This window comes from Marinobacterium sedimentorum, assembly GCF_024267675.1.
Lineage (GTDB): Bacteria > Pseudomonadota > Gammaproteobacteria > Pseudomonadales > Balneatricaceae > Marinobacterium_A > Marinobacterium_A sedimentorum.
In genome coordinates this window covers 1-23,523 of sequence record NZ_JALDYX010000034.1, presented here as the reverse complement: position 1 = coordinate 23,523, position 23,523 = coordinate 1, and the positions used below count along the sequence as shown (strand labels likewise).

15 protein-coding genes and 2 pseudogenes are annotated in these 23,523 nt (G+C 57.2%); 11 read left to right on the top strand and 6 right to left on the bottom strand.

What is annotated here, in order from left to right; all coding sequences use genetic code 11:
- Positions 1 to 137 precede the first annotated feature (137 nt).
- Together exaC and MRS74_RS20090 are read left to right on the top strand one after the other, a co-directional pair.
- Positions 138 to 1,658 carry an acetaldehyde dehydrogenase ExaC gene (exaC, locus tag MRS74_RS20095; RefSeq protein WP_254582066.1) on the top strand — a complete coding sequence of 507 codons (1,521 nt, stop codon included), beginning with the start codon at positions 138 to 140 and terminating at the stop codon, positions 1,656 to 1,658.
- A 643-nt stretch (positions 1,659 to 2,301) separates the two neighbouring features.
- Entirely contained in the window at positions 2,302 to 3,162 is an 861-nt protein-coding gene (locus MRS74_RS20090) for a GNAT family N-acetyltransferase (protein WP_254582065.1), read from the top strand.
- 307 nt (positions 3,163 to 3,469) lie between these two features.
- Here the strand turns inward: MRS74_RS20090 and MRS74_RS20085 are convergent.
- A pseudogene (locus tag MRS74_RS20085) lies at positions 3,470 to 3,658 on the bottom strand (cupin domain-containing protein); the annotation flags it as partial.
- A gap of 117 nt (positions 3,659 to 3,775) precedes the next feature.
- Complete coding sequence (locus MRS74_RS20080) at positions 3,776 to 5,509, bottom strand: PHA/PHB synthase family protein (protein ID WP_254582064.1); 1,734 nt, start codon at positions 5,507 to 5,509, stop codon at positions 3,776 to 3,778.
- Positions 5,510 to 5,807: 298 nt separating this feature from the next.
- On the opposite strand from MRS74_RS20080, the gene MRS74_RS20075 reads away from it, so the two are divergent.
- The gene (locus MRS74_RS20075; RefSeq protein ID WP_254582063.1) at positions 5,808 to 6,254 is read left to right on the top strand and encodes an SRPBCC family protein; all 447 of its coding nucleotides are present in this window, start codon (positions 5,808 to 5,810) and stop codon (positions 6,252 to 6,254) included.
- A gap of 208 nt (positions 6,255 to 6,462) precedes the next feature.
- On the opposite strand, the gene MRS74_RS20070 is transcribed toward MRS74_RS20075, so the two are convergent.
- Positions 6,463 to 6,807: a cupin domain-containing protein gene (locus tag MRS74_RS20070; RefSeq protein ID WP_254582062.1), complete on the bottom strand. Its 345-nt coding sequence runs from the start codon at positions 6,805 to 6,807 to the stop codon at positions 6,463 to 6,465.
- A gap of 250 nt (positions 6,808 to 7,057) precedes the next feature.
- On the opposite strand from MRS74_RS20070, the gene MRS74_RS20065 reads away from it, so the two are divergent.
- On the top strand, positions 7,058 to 7,567 hold the full coding sequence (locus MRS74_RS20065; RefSeq protein WP_254582061.1) for a GNAT family N-acetyltransferase: 510 nt from the start codon (positions 7,058 to 7,060) through the stop codon (positions 7,565 to 7,567).
- 31 nt (positions 7,568 to 7,598) lie between these two features.
- On the opposite strand, the gene MRS74_RS20060 is transcribed toward MRS74_RS20065, so the two are convergent.
- A complete protein-coding gene (locus MRS74_RS20060; protein WP_254582060.1) occupies positions 7,599 to 8,381 on the bottom strand; it encodes a ceramidase domain-containing protein in 783 nt (260 codons plus the stop codon).
- Positions 8,382 to 8,685: 304 nt separating this feature from the next.
- Between MRS74_RS20060 and MRS74_RS20055 the strand changes: the two genes are divergently transcribed.
- Together MRS74_RS20055 and MRS74_RS20050 are read left to right on the top strand one after the other, a co-directional pair.
- Positions 8,686 to 9,705, top strand: coding sequence for an SMP-30/gluconolactonase/LRE family protein (locus tag MRS74_RS20055; RefSeq protein WP_254582059.1), 1,020 nt, complete (start codon positions 8,686 to 8,688; stop codon positions 9,703 to 9,705).
- Positions 9,706 to 9,802: 97 nt separating this feature from the next.
- The gene (locus tag MRS74_RS20050) at positions 9,803 to 10,261 is read left to right on the top strand and encodes a hypothetical protein (RefSeq protein WP_254582058.1); all 459 of its coding nucleotides are present in this window, start codon (positions 9,803 to 9,805) and stop codon (positions 10,259 to 10,261) included.
- 82 nt (positions 10,262 to 10,343) lie between these two features.
- On the opposite strand, the gene MRS74_RS20045 is transcribed toward MRS74_RS20050, so the two are convergent.
- Positions 10,344 to 12,503, bottom strand: a complete 2,160-nt coding sequence (locus MRS74_RS20045; protein ID WP_254582057.1) for a hypothetical protein — start codon at positions 12,501 to 12,503, stop codon at positions 10,344 to 10,346.
- A 2,516-nt stretch (positions 12,504 to 15,019) separates the two neighbouring features.
- On the opposite strand from MRS74_RS20045, the gene MRS74_RS20040 reads away from it, so the two are divergent.
- Together MRS74_RS20040 and MRS74_RS20035 are read left to right on the top strand one after the other, a co-directional pair.
- A complete protein-coding gene (locus tag MRS74_RS20040; protein ID WP_254582056.1) occupies positions 15,020 to 15,427 on the top strand; it encodes a hypothetical protein in 408 nt (135 codons plus the stop codon).
- 104 nt (positions 15,428 to 15,531) lie between these two features.
- A complete protein-coding gene (locus MRS74_RS20035; RefSeq protein ID WP_254582055.1) occupies positions 15,532 to 15,960 on the top strand; it encodes a GFA family protein in 429 nt (142 codons plus the stop codon).
- 244 nt (positions 15,961 to 16,204) lie between these two features.
- On the opposite strand, the pseudogene MRS74_RS20030 reads toward MRS74_RS20035, so the two are convergent.
- Positions 16,205 to 16,677, bottom strand: a pseudogene (locus MRS74_RS20030) (transposase); the annotation flags it as partial.
- Between the two features lie 336 nt (positions 16,678 to 17,013).
- On the opposite strand from MRS74_RS20030, the gene MRS74_RS20025 reads away from it, so the two are divergent.
- The 3 genes from MRS74_RS20025 to MRS74_RS20015 all read left to right on the top strand — a co-directional run bounded on the left by MRS74_RS20025 (position 17,014) and on the right by MRS74_RS20015 (position 23,140).
- Positions 17,014 to 20,952 carry a coiled-coil domain-containing protein gene (locus tag MRS74_RS20025; protein ID WP_254582053.1) on the top strand — a complete coding sequence of 1,313 codons (3,939 nt, stop codon included), beginning with the start codon at positions 17,014 to 17,016 and terminating at the stop codon, positions 20,950 to 20,952.
- Positions 20,953 to 21,015: 63 nt separating this feature from the next.
- The gene (locus MRS74_RS20020; protein WP_254582052.1) at positions 21,016 to 21,237 is read left to right on the top strand and encodes a hypothetical protein; all 222 of its coding nucleotides are present in this window, start codon (positions 21,016 to 21,018) and stop codon (positions 21,235 to 21,237) included.
- Between the two features lie 259 nt (positions 21,238 to 21,496).
- Positions 21,497 to 23,140 carry a diguanylate cyclase domain-containing protein gene (locus MRS74_RS20015; protein ID WP_254582051.1) on the top strand — a complete coding sequence of 548 codons (1,644 nt, stop codon included), beginning with the start codon at positions 21,497 to 21,499 and terminating at the stop codon, positions 23,138 to 23,140.
- Positions 23,141 to 23,523 lie beyond the last annotated feature (383 nt).

Here is a 23,523-nt window from a genome sequence, read left to right as displayed (position 1 = left end):
ATCGCCCCGGCGTTTTCGATGCCAAGGGAGCATACCGGGGTTGCCGGCCTTATCGCTACTATGTAGTTGTAGTCGAACAGCATAAGGCGCCGGGATAAAACGGTCGTCGCAGCGATAACAACAAGAGGCATGAAAAAATGATCTACGCACAGCCAGGAACCGAAGGCTCCGTTGTTACATTCAAACCGCGTTACGGCAACTTTATCGGTGGTGAGTGGGTCGCACCGGTCAAGGGTGAGTACTTCAAGAATGTGTCGCCGGTCAACGGTCAGCCGTTCTGTGAGATTCCCCGTTCCACCGCCGAAGACGTTGAACTGGCGCTGGACGCCGCCCACGCCGCCAAGGCCGCCTGGGGCAAGACCTCTGTCACCGAACGCTCCAACCTGTTGTTGAAAGTCGCTGACCGTCTGGAAGCGAACCTGGAAACCCTGGCCGTGGCCGAAACCTGGGACAACGGCAAGGCCGTACGTGAAACCCTGGCCGCCGACGTGCCGCTGATGGTGGATCACTTCCGCTATTTCGCCAGCTGCATCCGTGCCCAGGAAGGCTCCATCGGCGAGATCGACGAAAAAACCGTGGCCTATCACTTCCATGAGCCACTGGGCGTGGTCGCTCAGATCATTCCGTGGAACTTCCCGCTGCTGATGGCGGCCTGGAAACTGGCACCTGCGCTGGCCGCCGGCAACTGCGTCGTGCTGAAACCCGCCGAGCAGACCCCGGTGTCCATCCTGGTGTTTGCCGAGCTGATTTCAGACCTGCTGCCCGCCGGTGTGCTGAACATCGTCAACGGCTTTGGTAGCGAGGCCGGTCAGGCACTGGCCACCAGCACCCGCATTGCCAAGATCGCCTTTACCGGCTCCACCCCGGTGGGCGCGCACATTCTCAAATGCGCCGCCGACAATATCATCCCGTCCACCGTCGAGCTGGGTGGCAAGTCCCCCAATATCTACTTCGAAGACGTAATGGCACAGGAAGACAGCTTTGTCAGCAAGGCCGTTGAAGGCACCGTACTGGCGTTCTTCAACCAGGGCGAAGTCTGCACCTGTCCGTCCCGTCTGCTGGTGCAGGAAAGCATCTATGACGACTTCATGGCTCTGGTCATCGAGCGCATCAAGCAGATCAAGCGTGGCAACCCGCTGGATACCGAGACCATGGTCGGCGCCCAGGCCTCGCAGCAGCAGTACGACAAGATCATGAGTTACTTCGATATCGGCCGTGAAGAAGGTGCTGAAGTGCTGATCGGTGGTGGCGCTGAGACACTCGAGGGTGATTTCAATACCGGCTATTACATCCAGCCGACTATCCTCAAGGGCACCAACAATATGCGTGTCTTCCAGGAAGAAATCTTTGGCCCGGTCATCTCCGTGACCACCTTCAAGGATGAAGCCGAAGCCCTGGCCATCGCCAATGACACCGAGTTCGGTCTGGGTGCAGGTCTCTGGACCCGCGACATGAACCGTGCCTACCGCATGGGCCGTGGTATCGAAGCCGGTCGCGTCTGGACTAACTGCTACCACCAGTACCCGGCACATGCTGCCTTCGGTGGTTACAAGAAGTCGGGCGTTGGCCGTGAAAACCACAAGATGATGCTGGATCATTATCAGCAGACCAAAAACATGCTGGTGAGCTACGACGTTAATCCGCTGGGCTTCTTCTAAACCGCCACGTGCCTCGTACCGCAGCGCGCAAGGACCTCCTGCCGCGCTGTATCGCAGATCGACTGGTTCGTCCCATGGGCCAGCCAACCCCCCTGACCGAGTGCTCGCACTCGCAGGATTTAGCGCGGCTTGCCGCGCTTTTTTTCGTCTGTATTTTGCCTTTCTGGCGACTGACCAGAGTTCAGCCACATGGGTAACACTTCAGTTCAATAACAGGGGTAACAGTCTCTAGAAAGTTTTAATTCCTGGATGTTCGATCTGCAGTGCTGGCGGACGCTTTGGATAGGTTAGATGGCCTGTATTTCGCTTGTGGGCGACATACTTTCTTTGTGCGCGCAAATAAAGTAACCAAAGAAAGGCCCCCGATGAAGCCTTCTTGCTGCGCTCTGACGCCATTGTGCGGGTGCCTGCCTTCAAGGTGGAGAGTCGGCACATCCATGTGCTAATCGGCGTCGATAGGTCCCTGTCTTCGCCCCTGCGGGCCTGAACGCACAATGACGCCAGTGCTCGCCGGCTTCAAAAGGGGGATTGGAGTCGTTCTGATGTTTCGGTGTTTATGAAGTTTTTCATCGCCAGGTTGATGAGCATGGGTAACACTGTAACGGCGAGCGCATAGAGTGAGTGATTAGCCAGGGAGGTCTGGATGCAGGATCAGCATTACAGTATTCGTACCATGACGCGGGGCGAGGTGGATATTGCCATCGAGTGGGCGGCGCGGGAGGGATGGAATCCCGGTTTGCAGGATGCCGACTGCTATTACGCGGCCGACCCGAACGGCTTTATGGTCGGGGTGCTGAATGGCACGCCTGTCGCCTGCATTTCCGTGATCCGCTACGGTGAGAGCTTCGGTTTTCTGGGGTTCTATATCGTCAGCCCCGAGTATCGGGGCCAGGGCTATGGCATTCAGCTCTGGAATGCCGGCATGCAGTATCTGAAAGGGCGGAACATCGGGCTGGACGGCGTGGTAGATCAGCAGGACAACTACCGCCGCTCCGGTTTTCGCCTTGCCTACCGCAATATCCGTTATCAGGGCCTGGGCGGTGGCAGTGCCACTGCTGGGGTTGATGCGGCTGCTGTGGTGAATCTGGCCAGCGTGCCGCTGGCTGACCTTGTTGCTTACGACCGGCCGTTCTTCCCGGATGACCGCGCCAATTTCATCAGCACCTGGGTTCAGCAGCCCGATTGCCATGCGCTGGGAATACTGCACGACACTGAGCTTGCAGGCTATGGCGTGATTCGCCCCTGTCGCAGTGGCTACAAGATAGGCCCCTTGTTTGCCAATACACCAGAGCTGGCCGAATCGCTCTTTGTGGCGCTCAAATCGCGGGTTGGGGCAGGGGAGACGGTATATCTCGATACGCCGCAAGCCAATGCTGCGGCTGTGGAGTTGGCCGAGCGCCACGGAATGACGGTGGCGTTTGAAACAGCGCGCATGTATACGCGGGATGCGCCGGTTCTGCCGCTGGATCGGATTGTCGGCGTGACGTCGTTTGAGTTGGGGTAGTTGTTTGTAGATACCGTCCCGGTATCGACTCTTCGGGCCAATTCGCCGCATGAACTCAGTGCTCGCCGGTATATGGCCATGGATGGCCGTTAGCCAGTAAATGCAGCAGCAATTTTTTGCTCAAAAGGGGTAACAAAAGCCGTTCTGACATCGTTGATGCTGGCATGTCAGCAGCTGTACTGAACTCTTCGAGTCTGTATTTCACCGAGTCTGGCGGCTCGGTTCAGTGATTCAGGTCCTGTCTTCTGATAGCAAAACACAAGACTTGATCCGTTGTACGCTCAGCTCAATCTACTGAGCTGAAGGCTCAGGCAAAGACGAAGTGCTTGCGCACTGTTTCCACTACTTCCCAGGTGCCTTTGATGCCGGGTTCGATCACGAACACAGCGCCGGCCTTCAGGTGTACTGGCTGCTCGCCTTCGGGCGTGATGATGCAGTAGCCGTCGAGGACGTGGCAGAACTCCCATTTATCGTAATTCACCTCGAATTTTCCGGGCGCAGGCTGAGCCTGCTTCCCAGCCAGTTTGCCTTATCGTTACCCAGCGATAACGTTACTCCTCAGGTGACAGGCTCGAGAGGTGTGCCCCACGCTAGCCGGCTCGCCATGCAGCGATTAGTTAATGCGGGCCTTAACAAAGCTACCGGGTGCCGGCTCAAGAGGAGGGTAGTCTTCGTTGCCGAGGGCCTTGGGTGCGGCAACCTGTTTGCCGGCGCGCTTTTTGACCCAGGGAGCCCAGTGGTTCCACCAGGTGCCCTGGACGTCTTGGGCGGTTTCCAGCCAGTGGTCGGGGCCTTTGCCGGTTTCACCTTTAATCCAGTGGTTGCGGCGATTTTTGGAGGCCGGGTTGATAACGCCGGCCACGTGGCCGCTGCCACCCAGCACGAATTCCACGTTTGGGATGATATCAGTGGCGGCGAAGGTGCTTTTCCAGGGTGCTATGTGGTCGTCAATGCAAGACAGGAAGTAGCAGGGGGTACTGATTTTGCTGAGGTTGACCTTTTCACCGCAGATGGTGAGGCAATCGGGCTTGATCAGGTTATTCTGCTGGTACATGTTGCTTAGGTAGTAATTATACATGTCCGCCGGCAGGCTGGTGGGGTCACTGTTCCAGTAAAGAATGTCGAAGGGGGCCGGGGATTTGCCCTTAAGGTAGTTGTTGACCACGTTGGACCAGATCAGGTCGTTGGAGCGCAGCATATTGAACACGTTGGCCAGGTTTTTACCGTCCAGTACGCCGGCCGCGTCCACGTCACCCAGGATTTTCTTTGCGTCATCACCGTCGATGAAGACCTCAATTTCACCCGGATCTTCAAAATCCGTGAGGGTGGTGAGGAAGGTGGCGGAGCTGATTGTATTGTCTTTGCGCGCCGCCAATACGGCCATGGCGCTGGCAGTGATAGTGCCGCCTACGCACCAGGCCACGCAGTTGACCCGCGTGCTGCCGCTAACCGCTTTGGCAACGTCCAGCGCCTTGAAAACGCCGCTTTCCACGTAGTTGTCCCAGGACAGGTGTCGTTGTTCCGGGGTGGCGTTAACCCAGGATACGAGGAAGACAGTGTTGCCCTGGTCAACGGCGTATTTGACGAAGGAGTTATGGGGCTGTAAATCGAGAATATAAAACTTGTTGATGCACGGCGGAATGATCAGTAGCGGCCGTCCGGCGACCTTGTCCGTAGCCGGGCTGTACTGGATCAGTTGCATGAGTTCGTTTTCGAAGATGACAGCGCCTTGAGTGGTGGCTATGTTTTCGCCGAGGGTGAAGGCCGTTTCATCGGTCATGCTGATGCGGCCCTTCTCCATATCTCCCATCAGGTTCTGCAGGCCGTCCATCAGGCTCTGTCCCTTGGTGTCGATGGCGTGCTTGATCACCTCGGGGTTGGTGGCGGCGAAGTTGCTGGGGGAAAGGGCATCAATATACTGCTGGGTGTAAAATTCCAGCTTTTTCTGCCTTTTCGGATCCAGGTTGGCGTTCTGGGCTGTTTTCTGAAGCATGTGCGAGGCCATCAGGTAGGACTCTTTGATGTAGTTGAAAACCGGGTTTTCACTCCATTCCTCTGAATGGAAACGGCGGTCTCCCGGGGTGGACTTGGTGGCGCCATCAGGGGCATTACCCAGTAATCCCGCCCAGAGTTCCAGCTGGTTTTTCTGGTAGTCGCTGACGGCCTTCATCAAGTCATCGGAGGTCTTGGGGGCATTCAACACCTGGGCACAGGCCTCGTTGAACTTCTCCAGATAATGGTTACCGGAGCCGGCCTTGCCGCCGAACATCTCCATTAATTTTTGGGATTCTGTGGTCATGGCATCCAGGAAATCCTGGGTGACCTTATCAAGGCTTTTGTTGTCCATGGGCTGATCTCGGATGTTGAGTGAAAGAGTGGGCCGGCCAATGCCTGTGCGCACCAAGTACCGGACATGATAGACCAAGCTACCTGATACTTTGGGTCAGAAGGGGTCAGAAGGGGTCAGGTTTGCGCCCGTGCTCGATGATGTGTGAGATCGTTAACCGGGTATCGTCGCATCGTTTAGCGCGGGGCAGAAAGCTGCCGTTGTCTGCGTTCAACATCCGCTTTCAGGCGCTATGCTGCATAGCGCCTGAGTGTGAATACCTCAGCACAGGGCACTTCTGACAAAAGGAGCAACCTCTATGACTACGGGAACTGTTCGCCTTCATCGTGTGCTGCGGGCCAAGCCGGAGAAAATCTATCGTGCCTTCCTGGACGCGGACGCAATCGCCAGGTGGCTGCCGCCCTATGGCTTTGTCTGCAAGGTTCAGCACATGGATGCACAAGTGGGAGGGAGTTTTAATATGTCCTTTGTGAATTTTTCGACCGGGCAGGAGCACGCGTTTGGCGGGGACTATCTGGAGCTGGTGCCGGGCGAGCTCATTCGATACAGCGACAAGTTCGACGATCCGAACCTGCCTGGCGAGATGCAGGTCCGGGTGTCGTTGCAGCCGGTATCCTGCGGTACAGAGGTTCATATAGTGCAGGAGGGTATTCCGGCCGTGATTCCGCTCGAAATGTGCTATCTCGGCTGGCAGGAATCGCTTGCCCAGCTCGCCAATCTTGTCGAGCCCGATATCCCAGGCTAGCCGACGCGGCTAGGCCAAGGAAAGGAGATCCTAATGCCCGACTTGGCGTCTTGCGCCCAATGGGTTAACGGCTATTTCCTCGTCTGTGCCGAAGAATTGTTTGAGACAGTGGTCAGGGTGACGGGACCAGGTCTTGTATTTCGATAGCAAAACTCAAAACCTGGCCCTATTTTACGCCGGGCTCAGTAAACCCTGCTGAGCTGAAGGCTCAAGCAAAGACGAAATACTTGCGTACTGTTTCCACCACTTCCCAGGTGCCCTTCATGCCGGGTTCGATCACGAACACATCACCGGCCTTCAGGTGTACCGGCTGCTCGCCTTGCGGAGTGATGATGCAGTAGCCATCGAGGAAATGGCAGAACTCCCATTTATCGTAATTCACCTCGAATTTGCCCGGGGTGCAGATCCAGGTGCCCATGATCTTGCTGCCGTCTTCGGAAAGGTAGGCGTTGAGGTTCACTGTGTGCGGGTCGCCGCCGATGCGCTTCCACTTAGTGGCGTCAACGACCGGAGTGGGGCAGGTTTCGCGCATTACGGTGATGAAATCGGACATGTCAGCTCCAAACGATCTGATGAAAGGTCCGCCATTGTAGTTTCAGTGCCATACAGCAGCGTGTCTGGTTCCGACACTGACAGGGCTGAAATGCGCCTGCAGCAATACCCTAGCCTGCAATAACCTCTAGGACGCACTTGCCGTAGGACAAAAAAGGTCTTGTCGTTTGCTATTAACCCAGCGGGTCAATACATGAACTACCTGGTGACCAGGGCTATCAGGTATTTGTACTGGAAAAAGCACAAAGACAATGAATATTCGAGAAGAAAAGCCTGGCGATCTCGAGGCAGTCGAGGCGTTGACGTACCTTGCATTTGAAAACCACCCTTACCACGTACCCGGTGCGAAACCCACTGAGCATCTGATCGTTAACAGACTGCGGGCCAGCGGCGCACTAACGCTTTCACTGGTCGCAGAGGAGGGTGGCGTAATTGTCGGTCATATCGCCTTTTCGCCGGTTACCGTTGAGGGTCAGGCGTGCGGCTGGTTCGGGTTGGGGCCGGTATCTGTGAGGCCGGAACGCCAGGGGCAAGGCATCGCAAGTCAGTTGATACGCCAGGGCCTGAGAAATCTTGAAGCCCGGGGGGCGGAAGCTGTCGTATTGGTGGGTGAGCCTGCGTATTACGGGCGTTTTGGATTCAAGGCGAATCCTGATCTTGTGTTCCCCGGTGTACCAGCTGAGTATTTTGTTGTCCTGCGGTTGCGTGAAGACATCAAGGTGCCCGCTGGGCTGGTCGGCTTTCACAAGGCATTTGGATGAATGCACCAGTACTGACTGAGGTGAGCCTTTTTCAGGCATCGTCTGTGCTGGCCCAATGGAGCTTCAGTACCAGCATCAGGGCGCCAGCGGCTGCCGCAAGGTGCTTGAGCGTATGGCCACTCAGAAGAGTGCCGCTGAGTTCGTATACACGCGCATCCCAGGTCTCCAGCACCTTGGCCAGCACATAAAATGCCAGCGTCAGCCACAACCAGAGGGTTCCGGGCCCGCGGAATGTCAGGATGATCAGTGGCAATATCAGCACCGGTCCGAATTGAACCAGCAGATACAGTTTGAGGTCGTCCCGCCAGTGCCAGTACAGGACACTCAAAATTGCCAGCGCGAGTAACCAGGGAAACAGTGTGCGCCCGGCACCCAGGCCCAGGCGCTCCGCGACCACGATCGAGGTGAAGGCTGCGAAACATACTGCCATTGGCAGCCGGTCCCATACCAGGGCGTTGTTGCCGGGGTGCAAATGGTAATAGGCCGATCCGAGCGCGACGCAGACAAGGCCAGCCATAAAGCAGGCGTAGATGGTGACCAGCTCGCGACTCATGCCTGGCCGTTTTCTTAATACGGCCAATCCGATAATGCCAACCAGGGCAAAGGGCAGATTGGACAGGACATTGAGTGCATTGGGTACATGGATGAACGGACGCGGGTCTGCAAATGCGTGGTAATCCAGGTTCTGAGGCCAGGGCTCAGTCAAAAACAGCACCAGTATCAGCAACGACGTAGCAAAGAGCAGCAGGCCCGCAAGTGCAGAACGGTGACTATAGCACCAGGCTTTTAGGGTTATAGGAAAGTCATCCAGCATGGTCAGTGTCTCCCATCGTTCGGCCAGCGATAGCAGCCTCCTCAGGTGTCAGGTTGCCTCGACCATTGTGCCGCACGCAACAGACATATCTGAAGTAGCGGATATTGTGACCTTAAGTATCCTAAGGCAATGCGATGCGCCGCACGACATCACTGATTGGAAAAGCCACTACAAACAGCTTTGTGATAAAACCATCAAGGCAAGGCGCTGTGCGGCGCTTAGCCGCGCAACTAGCGCCAGCCCGGCAATTTAACCAACAGGCCTGTCGGGTGGTAACTTAACCGGCAAAGGAAAGGAGATCCCAATGTCCGACTTCACGTCTTGCGAAGAGTCCGTTAACGGCCATTTCGTCGCGTACTCCGACGAGTTTCAAGAGGTTGTGGGCAAGGACCCGCAGTTCTACACGGTGATCGAAACCGACGCCCACGAGGGGCCTGTGTACGTCGGGGCAGAAAATGCCCTGTACTTCACGACGCTGCCGGCCAGCAGCAATATCCCCGTCGCCAACGCCAGGCAGGTCGCGATCAGGAAGATTTCCCTGGAGGGCGAGCGCTTCCCGTTGACGCCACAGGCTGTCATGAGCGTTCGAGGTGCCTCCAACATGGCCAATGGCATGAGCCTGGATCTGGACGGGCGCCTGGTGATCTGTGAACAGGGCACCAGAACCACGCCGGCGCGCATCAGTCGGCTGGATATCCGCACGGGCACTGTGGAAACGCTTGTCGACCAGTGGCGCGGCCTGCGCTTCAATTCGCCCAACGACGTGGTGGTGAAAAGCGACGGCACGGTCTGGTTTACGGATCCGAGCTACGGTGCGCTGCAGGGATTCAAGGATGCCCCGCTGGTGGGTGATTACGTCTACCGCTACGACCCGGCGACGCAGCAGACGTCGGTCGTCGCGGATTCGTTCAACAAGCCCAACGGGCTGGCGTTCTCGCCGGACGAGTCCATCCTGTACATCAACGACAGTGGCGCCATTCAGGGGCCCGGCAGCTACTTTGCCAAGCTGCCGCATCATATCCGGGCCTTCGATGTGCGGGGCGGGCGGCAGCTGGGGAACGGGCGCCTGTTCGCCGTCGTGAGCCCGGGCATTCCGGACGGGCTGAAAGTCGATACCGCTGGGCGGGTGTACAGCTCTTCGGCCAGCGGTGTTCAGGTGTTCAACCGCGACGGCGACCTGATCGGCGAGATCATCGCGCCGGGGGTGGCGAACTTCACCTTCGGTGGTCCGCAGAACAATGTGCTGTACCTGATGGCGGACACCCGGATCTGGGCCGCCAGGATCCAGGCCGTTGGCGCCACGCGCCCGCCGCTGGCCCGGTAGGCAGCCAAACCCTGATCCAGGCGCCGGGCTGCCTTTCGCCACTAACGGGGACGAGGGGGCCTGCCTGCAAAGGGATGCACAGGCGAGGACGAATAGCATGGTGCACAATCCCCATTTCGAGACCGCCGCTGACTGGGCGCAGGCAGCGGCTCTGGTCGACTTCGAACCGCGCCGACCCGCGTTTACCGCAGGCTTTGCGCTTCAATCCCTGGCGGTGCATGTGATGGATCACCGCAAGCGGCGGCTGCCCGTCTCGGCGCGCAGCCTCGAAGCGCACTATGGCGGCTTCGTTATCGATCAGAAGCGCGCATCCTGCGCCGCGCAGGCCAGGCACCTGGCATTGTCCAGGCCCCATGGCCGGGCTCCCGCGACCGTGCAGGTGGCCGGACAGGAGGGGCGCAGCTATGCGCTCGGGCCCGTGCCGGAATCCGGCGACATCGATGGCCGCAGCCCGGCCGTCGTCGTGTGGCACGAGGGCGACAGGGTCTATCTGGTGGCAAGCGACCAGCTCGAGGTAGCAACCCTGCTGCGCATCGCCGTGTCGCTGTACGACTAGAGCGCCGGACGAGGGTATTGTTCGCCCGTTTCACCGATGTTATTTTGCGTCGCCTCTCCAGCAGGTCGTTTTGCAACGCCGGCTAAGCCTCCATCTGCACCGTCCGGTACGGGTTGGCCTCTGGATTGTCGCGTGCCAGGAAGGCCAGGCCAGTCCAGGCGCTGGAGGCGACATGCAGCCAGTTGAAGTACTTCCAGCCCAGGCCCTCGCCGGTATCCGCTTCCTGCCCCGGTGTTGCCACCAGGCCCAGGCCGTCGCCGTTGGCGGCGCCGGCCTGTTGCCGGGCCAGGCTGTCGTAGTAGACAGCAGCCCGGTCGCGGAAAGGGCCGCCCTCCAGGTAGAGTGCCATGGCCGCGCCGGCGGTGACCTCGTTCTGCACGCCGCTGCCGGCAACGGCGAACTTGAATCCCGCATAGCCCGCTGAGTCGGTGCTGGTCTGGTCCAGCATGTACTCCAGGCAGCGCGCGTTGCCGTGCGGGTCGATGCCGGCCAGGGCGGTCCAGGACTGGGTATCGGTGGGCACCACCGTCGTGTTCAGCGTCTGACCGGTCCCGGTCCCGGTGCCGGTGACGTAGTACCCGGCCGGTGTCCGGCACGCCACGACCAGCGTCTTCGCGCGATTCGCGGCATCCTGCCAGGCCTGCTCCCCGGTGAGGGCATGCAGGTTGAGGAAGAACGCATAGGCATCGACATTGTGTTCCACCGAGCGCCACAGTCGTTTGTTACCCCACTCGTCCTCGCCGCCGGAGTAACCCTGCCAGGCGTCGTCAACGCTGCTATTGTGCAGGATCCAGTCGCCGATCAGCAGGGCGTTGTAGAGATAGCGGGCGCTTCGGGTTTTGGCATACAGCCGCGTCAGCGCAATGCCGGCCCAGCACATATTGCCGATATCCCGGGCTGCGCCATCGGGGTGAAACATCGAGGTGGCGAAACGGTTGTCGCCATCGATGACGCCGGTGGCCTTGGTAGCGGCCATGATGCGTCCGCCGCCAAGCGGGTCGTGCTCGATGGCGGCACAGAGCCCGTCTGCCAGATCCGTGGCCCGGGGCAGATCTCCGCGCAGCGTCAGGTAGATGGCGGCGACCGCGGTATCGTAGCTGTCGGCGCGATGAAAGATGTTGCCCTGTTCGCCGAATTTCACTTCGCCCGGCAGGCGATAGGTCTGCACATAACGGGGGCCGCTCAGGGCGAACTGGTCCATCTGCTGACCGAGAAACAGATCGATACGCGCCAGCAGCGGCAGCCTTTCACTGATGCCGGCTGAGTGCTTCAGGGGATAGGCCTGCACCACCATCCGGTCCCTGGCCTTGCGCTCGCCCTTTTCGCCGGGCCAGTCCACGAACTGCATGAACTGCGCGGTGGTCCCGGTCAGGTGTTGGTCCCACCAGTCGTACAGCTGCTGTTTCTCCCGCTGGGCATAGACCTCGATGCCCTGGTGGGCCTTTTGCCGGGCCGCTCGATACTCCGTGGAATCGCCCAGGGCCCAGACCCAGCCGGAGTCGTAGTCGCCCGAAAAGAGAATCTGCGTCCTGATGCCATAGGGATCGAGGGACCAGCTGGCAAAGTCGTCGTAGGCGAAAAACCTGATACGCTTTTCGGCGCCAACGCCCGGCCGGTTGCGCTTATCGATCTCCGACTCCTCCACGATGCCCTTGCCCTCGGCAATCTGCCCCAGCCGGTACCAGAGGAAGCGGTCGCGCAGGCGGCCGGCCAAGTCGGAATAGCGAATCGCCGTCTTGTTGAGCGTCAACTGGTGTTCGTAGCGCTGCGGATACATCTGTACCTGGTCCAGCAGGACGGCGATATTGAGGACCGCGACGATCTGCAGCATGTCAGTCAGCAGATAGAGGAAGCGGTCCGGGACCGCCTCAGCCTCGGCGACGGTGGCATCGGCGAGAGTCAGCAGATAGCCGAGCCTTATCTTGCGTTCGTCAAGGTCAACGACCTGGGCAAAGTCCTTGAAGGCGTCGCCCAGCCCTTGCAGCCGGGCATGGACGCGGTTGAACGCTGCCATGCCGACCGTTGCCTCCACCTGCTTTTCGACCATCAGCGCGACCTGTTTCTCGTATTGCTGGAACTGGTCGGTTTTGGCTTTGGGGAACAGCCAGTCATCGAAGAGCCCGGGGTAAATCACGTTGTCGAGAACGAATCTGATGACCAGGCCGGAACCGCCGGGGGCTTTGCTGACCGCAACGCCGATAAACCGCTTGATGACATCCTTGAGAAGGTCGTTCTTGTCCATGGCTGTTCCCTTGATTGAATGTGTGGCATTGCGACAAGCGTTAAATCGTAGCAGAGACTGTCGTGGTGGAGCTGGGGCTGGCCGCGGGGGAGGGTTCATACACAGTGGTAACAGTGCTGTGCAATGACCTGGGTGACACTTTGCCTGGCATCGATCCTTGCTGCGTCCTGGAGATTCTGTGCTTGATAGGTACAGCCCCAATGCCGCCGTTGCGCGGGCGGCGGCCTTCAAGGTGAAGAGCCGGCACGTTGTGCCTAATCTGCGGCGCAACAGTCCCTGTCTCGCCCCTGCGGGCCAATTCACCGATTGACCTCAGTGCTCGCCGGCATAAGGCCCTGGATGGCCGCTAGCCAGAAAACGCAGGAGCGATTTTCTGGTCATAAGGGGAATGGTGCCGCTCTGACGTCCCGATGGTGCAGAGTTCAAATATGCACCGATGGCGCTATATCATCGAGCCTCGTAGGAGCCGCGCCTCGCGGCGAAACTTTGAATAGGGTTGGTGCGCTCCAGACATCTGGTGGCGCACTGTCATATGGCGGTACGCTGCTTTTATTTCTATATCTTTGTCTGCCGACGGTCGCTTTTTGGGTTACTTGATGATCCGTGTTGCGCCTTGCTGGCGCGGTACTTTCTTTGCCCGCGCAAAGGAAAGTAGCCGAGGCTCCTTACCTCAAAGTGCGCCCCAATGAAGCCTGCTTGCTGCGCTCTGCCGCCTTTGTGCGGGTGCCGGCCCTCAAGATGAAGAGCCGGAACATCCTGTTCCTAATCTGCAGCTCGACAGCCCCTGTCTCGCCCCTTCGGGCCTGATCGCACAATGGCACCAGTGCTCGCCGGTTTATGGCCATGGATGGCCGGTAGTCAGAAAATGCAGGAGCAATTTTCTGCTCATAAGGAGGAATGTAAGCCGCTCTGATGTATTGGTGGTAATGGGTAGCGAGGCATGGGTTTTGGTAGGGTGCCAATGAGCGTGCGAAATGCACCATGCGGCGGTACGCCGCCATGCCGGATGGCATAAGTGAAAAAAGCAGGAGTCCTTAGTGTCCTGGGTCGCGCTTGTAAGCGGAAGCTCCGCAGATTCTATCGAGTCTGTATTTCGCCTCTCGGCGACCTACTTTCCTTGTCGCGCAACAAGGACTGTTTATAAGGGAAAGTGCGCAAAGGAAACGCGCCACCCATCAGGCGGCCTGCGGCTGCACTGCGCGCCGGAACGATGTGCCGGGCGCCCTGCCTTCAAGGTGAAGGGCGGGACATGCATGTTCCCAATCGGTGGCTTGGCAGTCGGTGCTGTTCCTGATATTGAATACAGTAAGGTTCAACCACATGGGTAACAGTTCAGTTCAATGATATGGGTAACACTTTGCTGAGTTTTAGGCTCGCGCGCGGCGGTATTGATCCTTCGAATAACACTGTATTACAACTACCTACAGTGACTGCCTGGTAATCCCTGTTTTGACCTCTTGGTCGTGTTACTTTCTTTGCACGCGCAAAGAAAGTAACCAAAGCTCCTTACCTTCAAGAATGCGCCCCCGCAGAAGCCTTTTCGCTGCGCTCTGAGATCATTCGGCGGGCTCCGCTGACGGTACATCCATGTACTTCATCTGAGGCGCAACAGTCCCTGTTGCGCCCCTGCGGGCCATTTCGCCGAATGACCTCAACGCTTGCCGGCTTCAGAAGGGGGAACAAGAGCCGTTCTGTAGGGCGCCTCGAAAAACCGTAACGAGCGGTTCAGAGGCAAGGCGCACGGCGCGCAGGAACCGCAGTGTATGGGGTATACATGAGGATTCCGAGCACCGCGCAACGCAGCATATGAGTCGCGCAGTAGGTTTTTAGAGATGCCCTGTTGTCTTGGTGGTAGTCGTATTTCGATCGGGGCGGTAACGGCTGTTGCTTTTTCAACCTTCCATCTAGTCCCTAGCCCCTCCAGCAGGCCGCTGGCTTTTTTCCTTCCAACTTGAACCTGTTTTGGGCATCATGCTTCGAGCACCAACGGTGTACCGGTGCATGTTTTGATCGTCATAAAAGCACAATCGTCAGCTGAGCATCGGAAGCCAGGCTGGGTGAACTCTCCCTCCCCAATCTCAATCCCTCCGTTATTCCTGGCGCTGCCTGCATCGAATGCAAGACCGTATTTCGTCATCGTTAGGGCGGTAGCGTGGTTTTTCAGCCAGTTCAGCCCGCTCAGAAGAGAAGAGCAGAGCAACGTGGTGAGGTATCGAGTGCAGGATCGCATGCAGTGCAAACGGCCTCGCAGGCCAGTATCCCCAGTCAGTCTGCAAGTATTGCCGACACCTCGCCCTTGAAATGTTCAGAAAGCCTACGCTGATACCTTTTGGACGGGCTGCCGTCGAAGAAAAATACCTTTTTTGCCATTCAACAGGATCTTTGAAGAGGTGGTTTTTATATGAAAATCAATGTGATAAACCCCATTCTGGGGTTGATGAGAAAATTAAAAGGTATACCTTCTAATAATTATTATGAGGCCGTAGGCCTCATTAACAGACTGTTAGCAGCGAAACATGGATCAAAAAACCAATACCATCATAGGTTTAATTATTGCGGTAGCTATGGCCATTGTTACTTGGGTAACAATTACTTCAAGACAACGACAGCTTGATGACCCAAATGACGATAGCGTTGTTTATTTTGATCAATTAATAGATGTGTGTAAATTGCAGTCAGGCGGTAAATATATTCTTCGTGTTCTGCGTCAAAGTGGAAACTTACAAAAAGATGATCAAGTATTTTCATCTTATGAATCAGCAATAAAATCAGCTATATCTACTTTTAAACGCGCTAAGATTGAATGCGCATATATCACAAACAACACTGAAGTAGAGTTTTTCTTTCGTCGTCCATATTATCATCATGGCGGAAGTGCTGAAGGTAAAAAGGTTGGTAGCGTTGAAATATATAAAATTGAATAGCTACTGCTAACAATGGTAAGCACTTGACCCCAAAAGCTGCGCTTTTTCGGTCAAGTGTTACAAGCGTTAGGCGCTCAAAGTGATAACCTGGAGGAATTTGAAAAATGATTGGTAGCTGTTTGTGCGGAGCAGTCAAATTCGAAGCAAAAGTTGATAAACTCAAAATTTATCAATGTCATTGCACACTTTGCAGAAAACAAACCGGTACGGCATCTAGTTGTGGGGCAATCGTTAACTTAGATGACCTAGTATGGGTATCGGGTGAAAATAACATTTCAAAATGGGAAAAATGCACAGGATTCACTTCTCATTTTTGCACCACGTGCGGGTCATCCGTTCCAAATAAGTTTAAAAATAGTCCATACTACTGGGCGCCGGCAGGCCTAATTGAAAGCGACGACATCGAAGTTGCGGCTAATATATTTGTTTGCGATGCTGCAAAATGGAGCAAGGTTTCGACTAAAACTAACCCATTTGAAACTAGGCCTGAAGTTGAAGAATTAATTGCATTACTATGCGCAAAAAACGCCTAACAAATAAGGATAGGTGGCGCGAAGCCGCCACCTGATCCGGGTGTTGAACAAGCCCGGCCAGATGCCTTTATAAGGTAAATTACGGCGTGCGGTGCGTGGCGGTTTTGGACGGCGGCACGAGCGGTGACTTTTTCGCAGACGCGCGTCACCCTTGGCCCGCTGAACCAATCAAAGCGTTGTCGTTGATCGCATCCTGGGTATCAGTGCCCTCCACGTCGGTTGAGGTGATTTTCCTTATAAGGGGTCAGCCCAGGGTCGGTGGTCGGGCGGCACGCACCCCGGCCCATAGCATGGGCAGATGGCAGCAGGGGCAAAGCGGTCGCGGCGGCGTGTCATCCCGTGGCGTCGGTGTGACCTGCAGCAGTTGAATCCGTTGCAGCCGTGACTGCGCATTGCCGCGCAGGAAGCCGTAATCGCGCAAGCGGTGGAAGCCCTTGGGCAGCAAGTGTTGCAACACAAGCCACAGGAACTGGACGGCGGGCAAGGTGCGGGTGCTGGGCTGACCGCTTTGGCTGTCGCGGTAGCGGAAGGTTACCAGGCCCGCGTTTTCGCCGAGGATGTTGCGTTCCGGCAGCACGCCCCGGTACAGGTAGCGTGACAGGTACTGGAGTGCCGGCAGTCCCCGGCCGACGCGACGGCAGTCTACGACCCACTGCTCGGGCAGCGCCAGACCTTGGCCAGGGCGCGGGCGTTGAACAGGTAGCGCTGGCGGATCTTGTAAGGGCTTCGGGGTCTTGCCTTTTGCCCCGGTTTCTCGGCTATGGGGGCAGTGCCTCGTATGAATCCTAGACTCTTTAATCCTCACCCGGTGAGGAGCCAAGGATGGCCAGACCGTTACGATTAGAGTTCGCAGGTGCGCTGTACCATGTCACCTCGCGAGGTAACAGACGCGAATTGATCTGCGAGACGGATGATGACAGGCGACTGTTCCTCGGTGTGCTTTTTTAAAATGGAATGCCGAGCTTAGTATATAAATTCGGCTACCTTGATAGTCTTTCACAGCAGCCAATGAACAATAACAAAGCAGGGATGCCTGCAGGGATGGAGATTTCCATGGACGATCTGGTTCTGTTGCCCGTTACCCATCAATCAAAAATTGCTGTTCTTGAGGAACAGTTCGTCGTCAAATCCGATAATCGCGTCCAGGTGTCGGAGCGCAAGAGTTTCACCCGCGGCCGGTTTAATACGCTGCAAAACCCGGTCACCCGGGAGCTAACGGTAACCAGCACGGCCCTGCATTGGAACGGTTCCACTGCGGTGCTCGAAGCCTTATGCGACACACGGGATGTTACCCGAATGGTGTTGATTGCCGATGAAATCCGCATCGAACAGGTCTTGCAGTGGAAGGGCGCCTGCGTCGATATTTACGCGCGCAGACTGGTGTTTCGCGGTGACGGTTGTATCGTTACCAGCCCCGAGGCCTACGCAGGCCCGGCGTTCAGCGACAGGCGCAGCGAGCGCGGCGATCCGTTGAACGCCGCCAACGAGATCGAGTCTGTGGACGGTCTCGATGGTGAGGCAGGCGGCGATATCCGCCTGTTCGTCGCTGAGCTGGATCTTGGTGACACAGACAAGGTCCGCCTGAAGACGGACGGTGCCCCAGGGCAGATTGGCGAAAAGGGCGGAACGCTGCCGTTCAAACCGCGCAAGAACGGCCCGCCGACCAAGGATGTCGGCACGGTCACCAGCAAGGATGTCCTGGCGGTGTTCAGCAACGCCGATAACTCCACCCCTGATCTGAAAGATGTCAAACATTGGAGAAGCGCCGGCGGTCTGGGTGCCAAGGGCCTGGACGCGACCTGGACCAGGCTGGACGGTGACATTATTAAAGATGGCACGCTAATCGACTATAGCGAATATGTCGTTACTGACGTGCGGGTGGGCCTGGCATTCATGCCCTTCTTGCAGAAGATTTACAATGAAGTGCCGGTGCCGTCTCGGGAAAGGCCCTCCGGCAGAAGGAAGGTGCCGCAGGAGGTGACCTTCGCCAAGGCGTGGCAAAAGACTTGCAAGCTCACCAATCCCTGGGCGCCGTCTGACGGTGAGGATGCCTATCCGTCCGGACACACAGGACGCGGCGGTCGCGGCGGTAATATCACTCTGGCGGTGGCGCCGAATGGGGCGAGTAGCTGGTATTCCTGCAGTGGTGGCGCCTCAACTGACTCGCCCGCGGTAGACGGCGGCAAGCCGGGCACACCAGAGAAGTACATCTGTGCCGCAATTAATGCGGTGCAATTCGTCAAGGACCCTACGAGTAGCAATCCGGACGCTAATGCATTTTTGCTGCCGACCAAGCTCGAAATGCATCGTATCTTCGGCACGACCAAGCCCGGACAAAGGGCACTGGGCCGCGCCAAGGGGCCGGGGGATGATGGTACGCTGACACCCGCCGAGGCGAACACCTGGCTGGATACGCGACTGCTGCGCACCATGGCCGATTACGCCCGGGAGTATTATGGTGCCGGACAACGCGAGCGCGCCTGGGAGCTGATCGCGCCCTATTGGCAGGCCTGCCGCGAGCTGCCGCGCGCGGCACTGGCCACGGACGCACGCAGCAGTCATCAGGCCATCGAAAACCTGGTGCAGAACTACCAGGCCAATCTTGATCTTTACGGCAACCCGCCGGGTTGGGTGCCACGCTTCAGCGCCTCGAGTTATCTGCGCACCTATCTCGCGGATCGCCGCTTCAGCTATCGCTTTGTCGGTATCATGGAAAAGGCGACCAGGCTGATGGGCGGCCTGGAACAGGCCAACGCGATGCTGGGTGATCTGACGGCATCGACCGAAAACCTGATCGACCAGCTTCGCGATGAGCTCTACACCGCTTTCGTGCGTTACGACGTCGCGGGCGAGTTGCTTTACGAGGCCAACAGCACCCTGTTGAACGTGCAGCAGCAGCTTTCGGCGCTGGAGAGCGATGCCGAGCTTGCCGCCATCATCAAGGTTCACGATCAGGCGGTCGTGAAGGCCGTGTTTGACATCTCGGGCGCTGTGCTCAAGGCCATTCCGGTCTACCAGCCCGCCCTGGCCGGTGTTGGCGCGGTGGTGGAAAGCGTCGGCGGTGTCGTCGTCTCCAGCATGAACCCCGATCCGGACCAGCCATTCGACGGCTGGCAGGCCGTGGCCACCATCAGTGGCTCGGTCGAAGGCGTGCTGAAAGAGAACGCCGGCAGCTTCAAAAGCCAGCTCGAAGGTCGCTTGCGCTCGCGCTACAAGGATCAGCTCGACCCCGACGCCGCTGACCTGCGCACCCAGGTCAAGCAGTTGCGCACCGCGATTGCCGAAGGGCAGACCGAGCATGATGCCGCCGTTGTCGAAGCCAGCGCCGCGCTCGAACGCGACGAACTGCTGGCCGAGCTGCTCAATACCGACGCCGAGCTCACCGAACGCCTGGCCGGGAACGCGGAAAACCGCGAACAGCTCCTGCAGGAGCTTAAAAGCTTCAACCAGACGCTGAACGAACTCGCTCCCGCAAACGGCAAAGAAATCTCGATAGACGCGGCAAACCGAGGCAAACAACGCCTGCTGATCACCCGCGCCAAACTCTATACACTGCTCGCCAACGCCCAGAACGAAAGCCGCGCACTGGAACTGGAAATGGCCGACAATGCCGCCACGCGTGCCGAACTCGAGGCACCGCGCCAAGCGCTCGCAAAGCGGCGCAGCAGGCTGGAAGCCCAGCAGGAGGCACTGGACAAGCTGTTGCCTGATTTCGAAGAATCACGCGCCAAAAACAAGATCAAGAAAGCCGGCGAAACGGCTGGCAAAGCGCTCGAAGGGGTACAACGCCTGGCCCAGGGCGCCGCCACTATTGCCACCTCGATCAGCAGCGTTGCCCGAATGCCTGAATCCGACAGCGAGGAAGTACAGGCACTCAAGGCGCAGATCCTCAAGGGCAAGTACGGTGAGCGTTATGCCGCGCTGCAGGATCAGGTCGAAAAGGCGACCGCCACTATGAGTGAGGCCTTGAGCGAATTGATGAGCTGCAATCAGGGCGTCACCACTCTGACTGCGGATTTTGCCAGTGCCATCCAGTCGAGCATCGACATCAGCCGCAACCGGCTGGCGTTCGCGCGCGGGCTCGATGCCAGCCTGAAGACATCCTTGGTGGCGATGCAGCGGCAGGCCCGCCAGCGCATGGATTACTACCTGTATCTGTTCCGCAAGGCCTACATGTATGAGTACTGTGAAACGGTGGGAAGTGACGTCGCCAGCCTGAATGGTTTCATTGAGCAAGCCGACAAGTGGCTGCGCGACAGCCGTGCTGCGCTCGCCGATGCCCGCGAGGCGCCGCGAAGCTCGGATGCGCTGCAAGGTCTCGCTCAGTTGTCGGCAATGACCGATGCCAACATCGAGGAATTCGGAAACGACGCGCTGCGCCACACGCTGAGTGAACTGGCCAGCAAGCTGCTGCAACGGCGACAGGCGCAGGGCATGCCGCGGGGCAACAGTGTGCGTTTTGTAATCGACGCGCCGCGACGCCAGGCCCTGGCGCGCGAGCGGCGCATCACGCTCGGGCCCGTGCTCGACCTGATCCCCAATGCCGGCGAGTTCTTCAGCAACAATCGTCTGCTCAAAGTGACCAGCATCGCGCTGGCCAAGGGTGATCTGCGCTTTCGTGCTACCGCTACCCCGCAGTCCTCGGTGCGGATCCTGTTCGAGTTCGGACGTGAACTGGTACTCTGGGACGGTCGACGCTACGTCATGTTTCGGATCGCACAGTCAGAGCGCCCGCTAAGCTTCGGTTTCGTCGCCAACCATTTCACCTCCGACGCCAATGGTGAATGGAGCGGCGAGTTCAAGGCCGACAGCGGCAGCAGCGCGGACGAACTGTTCAAGACCGTCAGCGCCGAAGCCCTGGGGCAGTCTCTGAGCTACGCCGAAATCAACCCGTCTTTCCTGTCTACATTGAGTGCCACCATCACCTTGGGTGGCAGCCAGATTGAGGAAATTACCCACCTGTCGCTGAACCTAGGCTGGCAGGCAAACTGACCATGGACGTCGCACTTCAATCCCCGGCCCGTCGCTAACCGCACGGCCACCAGGAGAACCAAAATGCCGAGAATCCACCGTGCCGACCTGCGCGGCTTGACCCTTCAACAACTGATGGATCTGCTGCAAGCTTCCGCCGACGACGGCACCTATCCGCGTCACGACATTGAGAAAGTGCTGGCCAAAATCCGCAAGCGAATCCTCGACGGCAACGCCCAGGATTACGTCGATGAGGATACGATCGACGATATAACCAAACCGGGGGGCGGCTTGGGGATGGCCTGAAGGACTTCACGCCGCCCTGGCGACCATAAAAAACAGAGACTCCCGTAGTTCACTGAGTAAAAACGCGGTTCCTGGGCTGCTGCGGCGTGCATATGCTGTTAGGTGCGGCTGCCCATTACATGCAGTTCGTGCTGAACAACGGGAAAATGTATGATTGGGCAGAGCAAGTTCGAACTGCGCCGCCACAGAGACCTATCGGCGTTCGAGTATTGTGTACAAGGATAGGATCTGATTGTTCATAACTGAGCAAGACTAAGGAGTGGATAAAGTAATTACCTCACAACACCTCAAACAGGGTCTCGCTGCACTTGTGCTGGTAGTCTTGGCCGCGGGTCTGAGGGTATGGCCGCTGCAAACAATGGATTCGGAGCTCGCCTGGCTGACATTCTATCCTGCGGTGATTGCCGTTGCGCTCTATGCGGGATTTTATGCCGGGTTGCTGGCAACCGCGCTTGCCTGTCTTACGGTCACATTTCTGTGGCCGCTAATTGTTACACACCCTTTTATCGAGAGTCGTCTGGATCTGCTGGAGATGGCCATTTTCGCCGTCATCTGCGGATTTATTTCCTTCCTTGTCGAAGCTGTGCATCGAAATAAAAAGGCACTCAAGCAGGCCGAGTCCGAATGGCTAGCCAGTACCAGACGCGAGCAGTTCATCAGGTCCATCGTTGATGGCGTGCCCAATATGGTCGGCTATTGGGACAGGGACTTGCGCTGCCGCTATGCCAACCATGCCTACTATGAGTGGTTCGGAAAGTCGCCCGAGGAGATTGTCGGTATCAGGTTCCAGGATCTGACGGGCGAGGCTCTGTTTGCCCTGAATGAGCCCCATATCCGCGGAGTCCTGGCGGGCGAGCCGCAACGCTTTGAGCGGACATTGAACAAAGCCAGTGAAAACGTGGGTCATATCATTGGGCACTATATCCCCGATTTTGACGCCGCTGGTACAGTCAAAGGATTTTCTATTCAGGCCAGCGAAGTGACTGTTCTCAAGGAGACTGAGGCGAAGCTAGAACTGGCCGCATGCGTCTTTGAAAACACCCTCGATGGCGTCATGATCACCGATGTAAACGGGATTATTTTGTCGGTTAACCCGGCCTTCATTGAGATAACAGGCTATGGGGCTGAGGAGGCCGTCGGGCGTAGCCCCCGCATTCTTCATTCTCACCGGCACGACCAGGTATTCTACGCCTCCATGTGGGAAGAGATAAAAACCAGAGGGCGGTGGAATGGCGAAATATGGAACCGTCGTAAAGACGGGAACCCTTACCTGGTACGCATGACGATCAGTATGGTTCGCGTCGTGGATGACGAGCCCGTTCGCTATGTATCGGTATTCAGCGACATTACTGAACTTTGGCGTAAAGATGAGCACATAAAGCACTTGGCTTTTCACGATGCCTTGACTGGCTTGCCAAATCGTAACCTGCTGATGGACCGGATAAACCAAAAAATTCTCCATTTCAATCGTGAACAGTGCAGTCTTGCGCTGATGTTCCTGGACCTTGACGGATTCAAACGGGTCAACGACCAGTTTGGCCACAAAGTTGGGGACGACCTGTTACAAACGGTAGCGGAAAGGCTGCTGGCACTGGTGCGAAAATCAGATACGGTGGCCCGCGTGGGCGGCGACGAGTTCATATTTGTCCTCGACAATCCGCAAGGGAAAGACGAAATTATGGTAGTCGCTAACCGTGTTGTCAGCTTGATTAATGAGCCGATGGATATTCTAGGCGAGGTGATCCAGATAGGCGCATCCGTCGGCATTGCCATGTTTCCGGCTGATGCGGGTACCTACGTTGATTTAATCAAGAATGCCGACACGGCAATGTACGCCGCCAAAGCCTCGGGCAGGAATAATATTAGTTTTTTCTCACCTGAAAATGATTTCAAAAAAGCGTGAATTTCAACAGGCATAAACGACCAGAAAAAACCGATAGGAGTCGCCCGCAGCCACCTTATCCCAGGGCGTCTCAGGGAAAATGAATCTCAAGATCAAGGATGCAGGCATAGAGAAACCGGGCATGCAGATCAATACCACAGTAATACCGGTGATTTTTCGTATAGAATCTTATTAGCCTTCTCCGGTTTTAGTTTCGCCACCTCCAGCATAGGCTGAGGTCTATGCTGGGCGGAGAAGGCTCAATCAGTATCAAGCGCATGTTGTCGGACTGGTTTTCCGCTGGGCTCCAAACCAGCCTCGAATGCAGGTGTCATGCCGTTCCTTGAACTTATTAACCCGTATATGGTCTCCTCCCGTATTGCAAGGCTTTGAAGTTGGATGCC